At 73.2% G+C, this 12,146-nt stretch carries 12 protein-coding genes; 6 read left to right on the plus strand and 6 right to left on the minus strand.

What is annotated here, in order from left to right:
* The first annotated feature begins 19 nt into the window (after nt 1-19).
* On the plus strand, nt 20-1,651 hold the full coding sequence (gene pgm, locus ACIBP6_RS24250; RefSeq protein WP_397055569.1) for a phosphoglucomutase (alpha-D-glucose-1,6-bisphosphate-dependent): 1,632 nt from the start codon (nt 20-22) through the stop codon (nt 1,649-1,651).
* 21 nt (nt 1,652-1,672) lie between these two features.
* Here pgm and ACIBP6_RS24255 read toward each other — a convergent pair whose 3' ends face one another.
* The 5 genes from ACIBP6_RS24255 to ACIBP6_RS24275 all read right to left on the minus strand — a co-directional run bounded on the left by ACIBP6_RS24255 (nt 1,673) and on the right by ACIBP6_RS24275 (nt 6,855).
* Nucleotides 1,673-2,437 carry an SDR family NAD(P)-dependent oxidoreductase gene (locus ACIBP6_RS24255; protein ID WP_397055571.1) on the minus strand — a complete coding sequence of 255 codons (765 nt, stop codon included), beginning with the start codon at nt 2,435-2,437 and terminating at the stop codon, nt 1,673-1,675.
* A gap of 5 nt (nt 2,438-2,442) precedes the next feature.
* Nucleotides 2,443-3,771 (minus strand): MFS transporter, encoded by a 1,329-nt coding sequence (locus ACIBP6_RS24260; protein WP_132617338.1) that lies wholly within the window; start codon nt 3,769-3,771, stop codon nt 2,443-2,445.
* Complete coding sequence (locus tag ACIBP6_RS24265) at nt 3,772-4,809, minus strand: Ldh family oxidoreductase (protein WP_397055573.1); 1,038 nt, start codon at nt 4,807-4,809, stop codon at nt 3,772-3,774.
* 89 nt (nt 4,810-4,898) lie between these two features.
* Nucleotides 4,899-5,603, minus strand: coding sequence for a DUF2786 domain-containing protein (locus tag ACIBP6_RS24270; protein ID WP_397055575.1), 705 nt, complete (start codon nt 5,601-5,603; stop codon nt 4,899-4,901).
* A 10-nt stretch (nt 5,604-5,613) separates the two neighbouring features.
* Nucleotides 5,614-6,855: a hypothetical protein gene (locus tag ACIBP6_RS24275; RefSeq protein ID WP_397055577.1), complete on the minus strand. Its 1,242-nt coding sequence runs from the start codon at nt 6,853-6,855 to the stop codon at nt 5,614-5,616.
* Between the two features lie 636 nt (nt 6,856-7,491).
* On the opposite strand from ACIBP6_RS24275, the gene ACIBP6_RS24280 reads away from it, so the two are divergent.
* From ACIBP6_RS24280 to ACIBP6_RS24290, 3 genes are read left to right on the plus strand one after another with little or no spacing between them, the layout of a single operon-like run.
* Entirely contained in the window at nt 7,492-8,673 is a 1,182-nt protein-coding gene (locus tag ACIBP6_RS24280) for a cytochrome P450 (RefSeq protein ID WP_397055579.1), read from the plus strand.
* Between the two features lie 18 nt (nt 8,674-8,691).
* A complete protein-coding gene (locus ACIBP6_RS24285) occupies nt 8,692-9,444 on the plus strand; it encodes an HAD family hydrolase (RefSeq protein ID WP_397055581.1) in 753 nt (250 codons plus the stop codon).
* Nucleotides 9,441-9,704 carry a DUF4031 domain-containing protein gene (locus ACIBP6_RS24290; RefSeq protein WP_397055583.1) on the plus strand — a complete coding sequence of 88 codons (264 nt, stop codon included), beginning with the start codon at nt 9,441-9,443 and terminating at the stop codon, nt 9,702-9,704. Before ACIBP6_RS24285 ends, ACIBP6_RS24290 begins: the two co-directional genes overlap by 4 nt.
* Here ACIBP6_RS24290 and ACIBP6_RS24295 read toward each other — a convergent pair.
* The gene (locus ACIBP6_RS24295; protein ID WP_397055585.1) at nt 9,657-10,289 is read right to left on the minus strand and encodes a metal-dependent phosphohydrolase; all 633 of its coding nucleotides are present in this window, start codon (nt 10,287-10,289) and stop codon (nt 9,657-9,659) included. The two genes, ACIBP6_RS24290 and ACIBP6_RS24295, sit on opposite strands and share 48 nt — an antisense overlap.
* 46 nt (nt 10,290-10,335) lie before the next feature.
* Between ACIBP6_RS24295 and ACIBP6_RS24300 the strand changes: the two genes are divergently transcribed.
* Nucleotides 10,336-11,547, plus strand: coding sequence for an alpha-hydroxy acid oxidase (locus ACIBP6_RS24300; RefSeq protein WP_397055587.1), 1,212 nt, complete (start codon nt 10,336-10,338; stop codon nt 11,545-11,547).
* Between the two features lie 86 nt (nt 11,548-11,633).
* The gene (locus tag ACIBP6_RS24305; RefSeq protein ID WP_397055589.1) at nt 11,634-12,053 is read left to right on the plus strand and encodes a hypothetical protein; all 420 of its coding nucleotides are present in this window, start codon (nt 11,634-11,636) and stop codon (nt 12,051-12,053) included.
* The last annotated feature ends 93 nt before the right edge of the window (nt 12,054-12,146 follow it).

Raw genomic sequence — 12,146 nt, forward strand, 5'->3', positions numbered from 1 at the left:
GATTTGTAAAGTGGGCTGCATGACGCACGAACGCGCGGGACAGCCCGCCCGGCCTTCGGACCTGGTCGACGTCGCCAGGCTGGTGACGTCCTACTACGCCCTGCGTCCCGACCCCGGCGAGGTGGGGCAGCGGGTGGCGTTCGGCACGTCGGGGCATCGCGGATCGTCGCTGAAGACGGCGTTCAACGAGGAGCACATCCTGGCCACGACGCAGGCGATCTGCGAATACCGGCGCGCGCAGGGCACCGACGGGCCGCTCTTCCTCGGCATCGACACCCACGCGCTGTCGGAGCCGGCCCGCGTGTCGGCGCTGGAGGTGCTGGCCGCCAACGAGGTCGACATCCTCATCGACACGCGCGACGGCTACACGCCGACGCCCGCCGTCTCCCACGCCATCCTGCGGCACAACCGCGACCGCACGTCCGGGCTCGCCGACGGCGTCGTCATCACCCCGTCGCACAACCCGCCGTCCGACGGCGGGTTCAAGTACAACCCGCCGCACGGCGGCCCCGCCGGCACCGACGCGACCTCCTGGATCCAGGACCGCGCCAACCGGCTGCTGCAGGACGGGCTGAAAGGTGTGCGCCGGGTCCCCTGCACCACGGCCCTCGACCGGGCCGGGCGCTACGACTTCCTGGGCACGTACGTGGACGACCTGCCGTCCGTGCTCGACCTCGACGCCGTCAGGGCGGCCGGGGTGCGCATCGGCGCCGACCCGCTGGGCGGGGCGAGCGTGGCCTACTGGGGCGAGATCGCCGAGCGGCACCGGCTCGACCTGACCGTGGTCAACCCGCTGGTGGACCCGACGTGGCGGTTCATGACGCTCGACTGGGACGGCAAGATCCGGATGGACTGCTCGTCGCCGTACGCGATGGCCTCGCTGATCGACAACCGCGACAGGTACGACGTCTCGACGGGCAACGACGCCGACGCCGACCGGCACGGCATCGTCACGCCCGACGGTGGGCTGATGAACCCCAACCACTACCTCGCCGTGGCCATCTCCTACCTGTACGCCCACCGCGACGGCTGGCCGTCGGGGGCCGGGGTGGGCAAGACCATGGTGAGCAGCGGGATCATCGACCGCGTGGCCGAGTCGCTGGGCCGGCGGCTGTACGAGGTGCCGGTGGGGTTCAAGTGGTTCGTGCCGGGGCTGCTGGACGGCTCGCTGGGGTTCGGCGGCGAGGAGAGCGCGGGGGCGTCGTTCCTGCGCCGCGACGGGTCGGTGTGGTCGACCGACAAGGACGGCCTCATCCTCGCGCTGCTGGCCTCCGAGATCCTGGCGGTCACCGGGAAGTCGCCGAGCGAGCACTACCGGGAGCTGACCGGGCGTTTCGGGGAGCCCGCGTACGCGCGGGTGGACGCGCCCGCCACGCGGGAGGAGAAGGCCGTGCTGGGCAAGCTGTCGGCCGAGCAGGTGACGGCCTCGTCGCTGGCCGGGGAGCCGATCGCGGCGGTGCAGACGTCGGCGCCGGGCAACGGGGCCGCGCTGGGCGGCGTGAAGGTCGCGACGCGGAGTGCCTGGTTCGCGGCCCGGCCGTCCGGGACCGAGGACGTCTACAAGATCTACGCCGAGTCCTTCAAGGGTCCCGACCACCTGGCCAAGGTGCAGGAGGAGGCCCGCTCCCTCGTCTCGGCCGCCCTGGGCTGACCCGGGGCGGCCGTGCGGCGGTCAGTAGGTGAGGTGGCGGCCGCCGTCGCCGACGAGGGTCTCGCCGGTCACCATGTCCGACTCCAGCAGGGCGGTGACCAGCTGGGCGACGTGCTCGGGGCGGGCCGTGCGGCGCAGCGGCGCCTTCAGCTCCTCCTTCGTCGCCATCTCGGCGAACACCTGCTCCCCCACCCGGTCGATGTGCCAGCGGGTCGCCACCATGCCGGGCGCGACCGCGTTCACCCGGACCTCAGGCGCCAGCGCCACCGCGAGGTCGCGGGTGAGCTGGAGCAGCGCGGCCTTGCTGACGCCGTAGGCGATCGAGGAGCCGGTCGGGTGCAGCCCGGCGACGGAGGCCACGTTGACGACGGCCCCGCGCGCCGCGCGCAGGTCGGGGGCGAAGGCGCGGGCGCAGTAGAAGGCGCCCATGAGGTTGACGCCCATGATCTGCCGCCACAGGTCGTCGGTGAGCCCCTCCAGGTCGGGGAACGGCACCCACCGGGTCGTGCCCGCGTTGCACACCAGGACGTCCACCCGGCCGTGGGAGGCGCGTACCCGCTCGGCCATGCGGCGTACGGCGGCGTCGTCGGACACGTCGGCGGCCAGCGCCTCGGCCTTGCAGCCCATGCTCTCCAGGCGCGCGACCGTCTCCTGCGCCTCGCCGGCCGAGCGCGAGTAGCCGACGACCACCGCCGCCGCGCCCTTCCTGGCCAGGCGCTCCGCGACGGCCGCGCCGATGCCCGTGCCGCCGCCGGTGATCACGGCGACCGTGCCGTTGAGGTCCATGCTCGTCACTCCTCCGCCACGGGCTTGCGCACCGGGTCGATGTCGGCGATGTCGATGTCCTTGGTCTCGCGCGAGGCGTAGAAGGCCGCGAAGGAGATGACCGCCGTCCCGATCAGGAAGGCCGCCACCAGCCACGGGGCCCCGTCGAGCCGGGCCGCGAGCGCCGCGCCGATCAGCGGCGAGAACCCGGCCAGCGCCGCGCCCAGCTCGCGCGAGGCGGCGAAGCCGGTGTAGCGCACGCGGGCCCCGAACAGCTCGGCGTAGAAGACCGGCTGTACGGCGACCTGCGGGGCGAACCCGAACGCACCCATGATCATCATGGCCAGCCACACCAGCCACGGCACCCCGGTGCCGACCATGAGGAAGTACGGGTAGACGAAGACGGCGACGAACACGACGCTGAACAGGTTGAGCGGGCGCCGCCCGACGCGGTCCGACAGGTTGCCGTAGATCGGTTGCAGCACGATGACGGTCAGCGCGAAGAGGATCACGCCGAACAGCGCGCCGTGGTTGGACATGCCGAGCTCGGCGGTGGCGTACGCGACGCTGAAGGTCGACAGCGTGTAGACGATGGCCGTGTCGTTGATGTGCGCGCCGACGCCGACGAGGAAGTTGCGCGGGTGGCGGGCCAGCGCGTCCTTGATCGGCACCCTGACGATCTCGCGGGTGCGCTCCATCTCGCGGAACACCGGCGACTCGGCCACGCGCAGCCGTACGTACAGGGCCACGCCGATCAGCGCGAAGCTCACCAGGAACGGCAGCCGCCAGCCCCACGCCAGGAAGTCCTCCTCGGGCAGCAGCTGGACGAGCAGGAACGCCGAGGTGCCGAGCACCAGCCCGATCTGCACGCCGGTCTGGGCGAAGGAGGCGTAGTAGCCGCGCCGGCCGGGCGGGGCGTGCTCGGCCAGCAGCGTCGCCGCGCCGCCGAACTCGGCGCCCGCGCCGAGGCCCTGGCAGACGCGCAGGAACGTGAGCAGGATCGGCGCCCACACGCCGATCGCGGGATGGGTGGGCAGCAGGCCGATCAGCCCCGTGGACACGCCCATGATCAGCGTGGTGATGATCAGCGTGGAACGGCGGCCGATCTTGTCGCCGAGGTGGCCGAAGAGCACGCCGCCGAACGGCCGGACCACGAAGCCCACGCCGAACGTGGCGAAGGCGGCGATCGTGCCGGCGGCGGGGTCGGAATCGGTGAAGAACAGGCGGTTGAAGACGAGGGCGGCGGCGGTGCCGTAGATGAAGAAGTCGTACCACTCCAGGGCGGTGCCGACGAGGGCTCCTGTGACGACGCGCTTGAGCTCGGGTGAGGAGGTGGGGGGCGGCGTGGCGGACATCTAACCTCCAGGGGGCGGGTCAGGCCAGGGAACGCCGAGCCGCGAGGCGAGACCCGTTAACTCCGCCCACACCGGCGCGGGCACCGGGATGCCCTCCTTCAGCCGCTCCGCGCGCGTGCCGGCCTCGGGCTCCCCCGGGACGACGACTCCGGGGCCGGAGGCGCGCAGGGCCTCGCAGAAGGCTTCGACCTGGGCGACGTAGACGTCCAGGTCGACGAACGCCGTGACGTCCACCGCGGTGACCACCGTGCCGAAGGTGCCGTCGTACTCAGGCGAGCAGGCGGTGCCGGTGCCGGTGAGCAGGCCGCCGACCAGCTCGATGAGCACGCTGAGCCCGTACCCCTTGTGGCCGCCGAACGGCAGCAGCGCCCCGCCCCGGTAGAAGTCGGCCGGGTCGGTGGACGGGCGGCCCTCCGGATCGACGACCACGCCCTCCGGGGCCGGCGAGCCGGCCGCGCGCAGCAGGCCGAGCTTGCCCTCGGCCATCGCGGCGGTGGCCCAGTCCATGACCACGGCCGCGCCCCCGGCCCGCGGCACGGCCCAGGCCATGGGGTTGGTGCCGAGCATCCTGCGGTGCCCGCCGTACGGGGCCACGGTCGGGTCGGCGTTGCCGACGATCTGGGCGATGAGGCCCTGGCGGGCCAGCGCCTCGGCGTACTCGCCGAGCCGGCCGACGTGGTTGCACTCCCGGATGGCGACCACGCCGACGCCGTGGGCGGCGGCGAGGGCGGCCGCCTCGGCGGCGGCCAGGCGGGCGGCCAGTTGCCCGAAGCCGCGCCGCCCCGACACCACGGCGGTGGCGCCGCGACGGGAGACGACCTCTGGACCGGCGCCGGGCAGGATCATCCCGGCGTCGATCTGACCGAGGTACGGCACGATCCGGCGTACGCCGTGCGAGCCGTGCCCGGCCAGGTCGGCCTCGACCAGCGAACCTGCGACGACCTCCGCCGCGCCGGACGGGACGCGCGCGGCGGTCAGCAGGTCGCGGGCGAGATCGCGCAGGAGGTCGGCGGTGATGACATGTGCGGATGCGTTCACGGTGACCCGCCTCGCTCTGGCAGGACTGACGTTCCGTGTGCGCGCTTATGCCCGCTTCCCGCTCCGCCAAACGGATCTCCGGAAAGGGCTTACCGATGGAGCTCACGGGCGGTGGCGGCGGGCATGCCCGTGCGGCCGAGGTCGGCCCTGCGACCGGCCGCGACGCCGTCGCGGTAGCCCGTGCCGCTGGTCCGCGGCACGCTGAGGCGGATCTTCGGGTAGCGGGCGGCCACCGCGCGGTCCACCTCGGCGCGGCGGTCGGCGAGCACGAGCGCCGTGCCGGCGGCCCCCGCCCCCGCCACCGCCTCGGCTTCGGCGCGCGACTCCGCGGCGCACAGCAGGCGGTAGACCTCGTCGGTGAACCCCAGCAGCCACGACCTGCGGTACGCCCGCACGGCCGTGACGCCTTCCGGGAGATCCGCCCTGGCCAGCCCCGAGGCCATCTGCAGCAGCAGCGACGTGGCCAGCAGCTCGGCCCGCTCCAGGTCGGCGGCGAAGCCGAAGACGTGCACCCGCTGCCCGCCGTCGCCCCGGCCGAGCAGCAGCGGGCGGCAGCGCACGGCCTGGGCGACCAGGCTGACCAGGCGGGCCTTCTCCCTGGCCCACGGCCCGGGGAGGGTGACGACGCGGTCGCCGGGCGTCTGACGGGTGCCCTCGGGCGGCAGCGCCTCGATGCCGTACTTCGCCATCAGCGTGGAGGCCGCCGCCATGAACGCCGCCCGCTCGTGCTCGTTGTCGGTGCGTTCGGCCTTGGCCAGCAGTTTCCTGACGCGTTCGAGCGTGCGCTCCCGCAAACGTGCTCCCCTACGACTTGCCGCTCAGCACCCGCCCGTCGTCGTCGAGGGCGGGGAAGGCGCCGGTGTCCACGATGCCGTGCTGGTGGTACAGCGCCTCGATGAGGGCGTGTGCCTGCGGCTCCAGCTTCCAGAGGGCACGATACTCGCGCGCCGTGGCCAGCGAGATGCCGATCTCCTGGGCGATGTCGACGGTGCGCGGCACGATGCCCTTGGCGATCTGGCGGTCCCAGTACTCCCGCGCGGCCCGCATCAGCGCCGCCCGCTCGGCCGTGCTGATGACCTGCGGGGTGGTGTCGAGCACCACGGCGTCCTCGTCCTCGTCCCGGACCAGCTCGGCCAGCGCCGGCGGCAGCGCCGGGCGGGCCGGCACCGGGTGGTGGTCGGGCTCGGGCTCCCACGGCACGCGCGGGTCGGCGTCGATGAGCGCGGAGGTGTTGTACAGGGCGGCGATCTGGGCCAGCAGCGCCTCCTGGCGGGCCGGGTCGACGGCCAGGCCGGTGTGCTCGACGGCCTGGTCCATCGCCTTGTCGAGCTTGGCCAGCGCGTGGCGCAGCTTGCGCTCGGAGGCGCCGTTCTCGCGCAGTGCCTTGGCCCGCTTGGCCGCCAGCGCGACCCTGGTGAGCCTGCGGTGCGCGTCGACCTCGCTGGCCGTGCGGTCGCTGACCTCGGCCAGGCCCAGCCTGACCATCAGCCTCTCGGGGGTCAGGCGCCAGTTGATGCGGCCGGTGCCGCGGATGCGGTGGCGTTCGATGGCCATGCCGCGCTCCCACAGCCAGGCGGCGACCAGCGGGGCGGCGAGCCGGAAGATGGCTTCGGGCAGGCTGCGCGCGTCCATGCTGGACAGCACGGCGGTCAGGCAGGTCAGCGCCCACACGGCGATGCCGTCGATGCCGGCGGAGAAGTTCTCGCGCATGTTGCGGCGGGCGCGCACGGCGGAGGTGATGATCGCGACCTCGATGAACGCGAACAGCAGCAGCCGCAGCGGACCGTCGAGGCCCAGCACGTCACCGGAGAAGCGCCACATGCCCTGGGCGGAGACGCCCGTGGCGATGGAGGCGGCCACGATGGTGAGCACGTCCTCGATGGGGCGGGGGGCGACGTACCTGGTGAACAGCCACGAGAGGGCGCGCCAGACGACTCTCAGCGCCAGGAGCGCCAGGGCGAGCCCGGCCAGGCCCAGCAGCGCGATGACGGCCGTGGCGAGCGGCTTCTCGGTGACGAAGACTGTTATTTCCTCTAATGTCGGCATCTGTCACTATCCGTGAGGCTCGAACTCCGGCTCTATGCGACGAGATCATCGCAGAACGTCGCCATCTTGTACGCCAAACGCCATCCGCCGCCCCTTTTCTCCCGTCTTTCCCTGCTGTTCAGGCTTTCCGGCCGACGATGTCGGCCGCCGGGCTGACGGCGGGGTGACGGCGGGGTGACAGGCGTGCTACCGCCCGGCCCGAGGGGGCCGTCCGGGCGCACAATGGGACGCGAGGAGGTCACCGTGAGCAAGCGATCGCGCAGACGCCGTGCTCTTACCAGCGGCGCCCCCGCTCTACCCCCCGGCTTCGGTCCCGGCGAGCCCCACTGGCCCGGCGACTTCGGTCCCGGCGAGCCCCACCGGCCCGGCGACTTGCCTGCCGGCGATCCACCCGAAGGCGAGGGCGGCGTACGCGAGCCGCGCCGGCCCAAGCCCGCCCCTCCCGGAATGCCCGTCGCGGCCCCGCTTCCTGAGCCGCCCCCTCAGCAAGTGGTACGGACCCTTTCCTCCGGGCGATAGGGGTCTGACATGTAAATTCGTTCTTTCGGAGGGGGCCATCGAGGGTCGTTGATGGGAGCATCTATGGAGGGATTTATCCCGACATCATGCGATGTATCCCAGCAGGAACGGATATCGATGGCAGACACAGAAGAGTTCCCCCTCGTTCAATTCATGCGTGCCGAGTTCGACCCGGTGGGCGAGCTCGGCCGCATCCAGGCGGAGCACCCCGTGTTCCCGATGGAGATCCCCGGCGGCCAGACCGTCTATCTCGTCACCCGCTGGGACGACGTACGCGGCGTGCTGGGCGACCACGAGCGCTTCAGCAACGACTTCGCCGGCGTGATCGGGCTCGGCTCCAACCAGGAGGACCCGGGCGGGCTCGGCTTCCGCGACCCGCCCGAGCACACCCGGCTGCGCCGGTACCTGACGCCCGAGTTCACCATGCGGCGCCTGCGCAGGCTGGAGCCGCGCATCGAGGCCCTGGTCGCGGAGTGCCTGGACCGGATGGAGACCAAGCACGCCGAGGGCGTGCCGGTGGACCTGGTGGAGGAGTTCGCGCTGCCGATCCCGTCACTGGTGGTGTGCGAGCTGCTCGGCGTCCCGTACGCGGAGCGGGCCGACTTCGAGAAGCTCAGCAAGGACCGCTTCGACTTCACCGCCGGGCCGGAGGCGTCGCTGCAGGCGATCAACGACGCCATGGCGTACCTGACCGACCTCGTGGCCAGGGAGCGGCGCAACCCGGGCGACGGGCTGCTCGGGCAACTGCTGCGCGAGCACGGCGACGAGCTCGACGACCGCACGCTCGCCAGCATGGCCGACGGCCTGCTGACCGGCGGCCACGACACCAGCACGAGCATGCTCGCCCTCGGCACCCTGTGGCTGCTGCGCAACCCGGAGCAGGCGGCGAAGGTGCGCGAGGTGGACGGCTACGTCGTCGACGTGGTCGAGGAGCTGCTGCGGTACATGACGGTCGTGCAGGTCGCCTTCCCGCGCTTCGCCCGCGACGACCTGGAGCTGCACGGGGTGCCGATCAAGAAGGGCGAGATGGTGCTGTGCTCGCTCGCCGGCGCCAACCGCGACCCCGCCCTGGGCGACGACATGGACCAGGTGCGGCCGGGCCGCGAGACGGCCGGCTCGCACCTGGCGTTCGGCCACGGCATCCACCGGTGCATCGGCGCGCCGCTGGCGCAGATGGAGATGCGCATCGCCTTCCCTGCGCTGCTGCGCCGCTTCCCCGGTCTGCGGGTCGCGGGCGAGGTGCCGTTCAGGGAACTCGCCATCGTGTACGGCGTCAAGGAACTACCCGTCGCCTGGTAGCCGGGTTACGTTCGCTGTGTGAGCGAGCCCGTCATCGATCTGACCTCGATCGGCGCCGTCGTCTTCGGCACCGACGGCGTGGTCACCGACACCGCCCGGGGGCACGCGGCCGCCTGGAAGCACGTCTTCGACGCGTTCCTGCGCGGCCGCTCGGCGCCGTTCGACATCCGCGACGACTACCTGCGTCACGTGGACGGCCGGCCGCGCCTCGACGGCGTCCGCACTTTTCTGGCCGCGCGCGGCATCACCGTGCCCGAGGGCTCTGCCGACGACGAGCCGGGCGCGCCGACCGTGCACGGGCTCGGCCTGGCCAAGGACCGCTGCTTCATGGAGCAGGTGGACGAGTACGGCGTGGCCGCCTTCCCCTCGGCGGTGGCGCTGCTGCACGAGCTGCGCCGGCGCGGCGCGCGTACGGCGGCGGTCTCGGCCAGCCTGCACGGCCGCAAGATGATCGCCTCGGCGGCGGTCATGCACCTGTTCGACGCGACGGTCGACGGCGGCGACGCCGCACTGCTGAACCTGCCCGGCCGGCCCGACCCCGCCCTCTTCGCCGAGGCCGCGCACCGGCTCGGCCTGCCCGCCGCCAGGGTGGCGGTGGTGGAGTCGGCGCTGCCCGGCGTCGAGGCGGGCGTGCGGGGCGGGTTCGGGCTGGTCGTCGCCGTCGGTCACGGCGAGCGGGCGGACGAGCTGCGCGCGCGGGGCGCCCACGTCGTCGTGCCCGACCTCGGCGATCTCGGCGTGCGGGGCAGGGTCCTACCCTTGACGTCGTGACCGTTCTCATCGACCCGCCGCAGTGGCCCGGGCCGCGCGGCCTGATGTGGTCGCATCTCGTCAGCGACAGCTCGCTGGAGGAGCTGCACGAGTTCGCCGCCCGGCTCGGGGTGCCGGAGCGGGGGTTCGACCGCGACCACTACGACGTGCCCGAGACCGTCCACGCGCGGGCGGTGGCCATGGGGGCGCAGGAGGTCAGCTCGTACGAGCTGCTACGGCGTCTGGTCGCCGCCGGGCTGCGCCGCCGCAAGCGCCGTTAGCTCGGCCGTCATGTTGGCGCGGGCCCGTTCCTCCCACAGCTCGCGCGCCCGCTCGGTGCGGAACAACACGGGCGTGGCCAGCAGGCGGCGCAGCACCTGCGAGCGGCCCTCGGCGAACAGCGCGTCGGTGACGTGCGCGTACTCCCGTCTGACGGCGGCGGCGTAGGCGTCGTAGCCGGAGGTGCCGAGGACGGACAGGTCGGCGTCGCAGAGCACCGCGCCGTCGCGGTCGCCGGCCTCCACCCGGTCGTGGGCGGCCGTCAGGCGCACCAGCCTGGCCACCTCGGCGACGCGCCCGGCCGGCACGCCGCACCTGGGGAGCCGGGCCTGGGCCAGCTGGGCGCTGCGCTCCTCGTCCCAGCCGGGCCTGCCGTCGTAGACCGCGTCGTGGAACCAGGCCGCCAGGCGCACGGCCGTCTCGTCCCGTGCCTCTCCGGCCAGCCCGTCCAGCGCCGCCAGGACGGCGGCCAGGTGGCCGAGGGTGTGGTAGCGGCGGTGCGGCTCCGACCAGCGGGCGATCAGCTCCGCGCCGGTGGCGAGCGCGGCCGGCGAGCCGCCCGTCAGGGACGCCCAGTCGTCGATCATCTTTTCACCGTACGCCTGCGCTGATAACGTCCCGATCATCGGGACCTTGGAACGCGAGCCACGGCGCCTGCCCCGCTGGCGGGAGCTGCGGGCCGTCGTGCCCGGGTGGCCGCGCTGGTCGCGGGCGAGCCGGATCGCCGCCGCGGCCGACATCGCCGACCTGCGGCTGCTGGCCCGACGGCGCGCCCCGCGCATGGTGTTCGACTACGTGGACGGCGCGGCCGAGGGCGAGCTGTCGACGGTCAGGGCCAGGGAGGCGTTCTCCCGGGTGGAGTTCAGCCCCCGGGTGCTGCGCGACGTCTCCGAAGCACCCACCGCGGTCGAGGTGCTGGGGCGGCGGATCGCGATGCCGGTCGTGCTCGGTCCGACCGGGTTCACCCGGATGATGCACCGCGAGGGCGAGCGGGCGGTGGCGCGGGCGGCCGAGCGGGCGGGGGTGCCGTACACGCTGTCGACGATGGGCACCACGTCCGCCGCGGACGTGGCCGCCGCGGCGCCCGGCGGGTGGAACTGGTTCCAGCTGTACGTGGTGCGCGACCGCGCCCGCACCCTGGACACCCTCGCCCAGGCCACGGCCGCCGGCATGGACGTGCTGGTGGTGACCGTGGACGTGCCCGTGGCCGGGGCGCGGCTGCGCGACGTGCGCCACGGGCTGACGATCCCGCCGTCCCTGCGCTGGCGCAGCGTGCTGCAGGCGGTGTGGCGCCCGGCGTGGTGGTTCGACTTCCTGACCGGCGAGCCGCTCAGGTTCGCCACCGTGGACGACGCCCCTCCCGACCTCGCGGGCCTGACCAACGTGATGTTCGACCCGTCGGTGACCGTGCGCGACCTGGAGTGGATCCGGTCGGCCTGGAACGGGCGGCTGCTGGTCAAGGGCGTGCAGCGGGTGGACGACGCCGAGGAGCTGGCCGCCGTCGGCGTGGACGGGATCGTGGTGTCCAACCACGGCGGGCGCCAGCTCGACCGCGCCGTGACGCCGCTGGAGCTGCTGCCGCGGGTGGCGGAGGCGGTGGGCGACCGTACGCAGGTGTTCCTCGACGGGGGCGTGCGCAGCGGGGCCGACGTGGCGGCGGCGGTGGCGCTGGGCGCGCGGGCGTGCTTCGTCGGCCGCGCCTACCTGTACGGCCTCATGGCGGGCGGCGAGCCGGGCGTGCGGCGGGTGCTGGAGCTGCTGCGCGCCGAGCTGGTCCGCACTCTGCAGCTGCTGGGCGTGGGAGACGTGCACAACCTCGGCCCCGACGTCGTACGGCTGCGGTAGCCGCGACGGAATGGCGCGTATCTGACGGCCGGTGTCGTCGCTCTGCTCCTTCACACGGGGACCTGTCCCGTCGAGAGGAGACCGAAATGACGACCGGAGAGCTCCACCTCGTGAAAGTGCCGGCCGAACAGCTGGCCGGGGTGCTCCATGGGCAGGTTGTCGACCCCGGTGCGCAACCCACGAAGGTGGTGCGCCGCGGCGAGGGTTGGACCGTGGACGTGAGCTGGGAGGTCACCGGCGACCTCGTCGACTGGCTGGCCGGCCGGTGGCGGTTGGAGGTTGTCGCGGACCTGATGGGCGGTGGCGAGTCACGGCACCCGTCGCCGCCTGTGGAGTTGACGTTCACCCCCGGCTCGGGACGCTACACGGCCTCCATCCCCATGCGCGGGCAGCTCGTTCCGGGCACCTATGACCTGGTGGTCAACCTCACCACGACGACGGCCGCGGGCACCGCGGGGGCGCTCGGCGGATTCGTGGTGATCAGCAAGGTAACGGTGAAGGAGTGACCACCGCCGCCCCGGGCCCCAGGCCCGGGGCGGTACAGCGGCAACATGCGCATCATGCGGCAGCTCAGGCGAAAGCCGCAACAGTACTGCAAG

The organism is Nonomuraea terrae, from assembly GCF_044465245.1.
Taxonomy (GTDB): domain Bacteria; phylum Actinomycetota; class Actinomycetes; order Streptosporangiales; family Streptosporangiaceae; genus Nonomuraea; species Nonomuraea terrae.

Coding starts and splice junctions, on each gene's coding strand:
- pgm (WP_397055569.1), top strand. CDS start 20: ATGACGCACGAACGCGCGGGACAGCCCGCCCGGCCTTCGGACCTGGTC.
- ACIBP6_RS24255 (WP_397055571.1), bottom strand. CDS start 2,437: ATGGACCTCAACGGCACGGTCGCCGTGATCACCGGCGGCGGCACGGGC.
- ACIBP6_RS24260 (WP_132617338.1), bottom strand. CDS start 3,771: ATGTCCGCCACGCCGCCCCCCACCTCCTCACCCGAGCTCAAGCGCGTC.
- ACIBP6_RS24275 (WP_397055577.1), bottom strand. CDS start 6,855: ATGCCGACATTAGAGGAAATAACAGTCTTCGTCACCGAGAAGCCGCTC.
- ACIBP6_RS24280 (WP_397055579.1), top strand. CDS start 7,492: ATGGCAGACACAGAAGAGTTCCCCCTCGTTCAATTCATGCGTGCCGAG.
- ACIBP6_RS24295 (WP_397055585.1), bottom strand. CDS start 10,289: ATGATCGACGACTGGGCGTCCCTGACGGGCGGCTCGCCGGCCGCGCTC.
- ACIBP6_RS24305 (WP_397055589.1), top strand. CDS start 11,634: ATGACGACCGGAGAGCTCCACCTCGTGAAAGTGCCGGCCGAACAGCTG.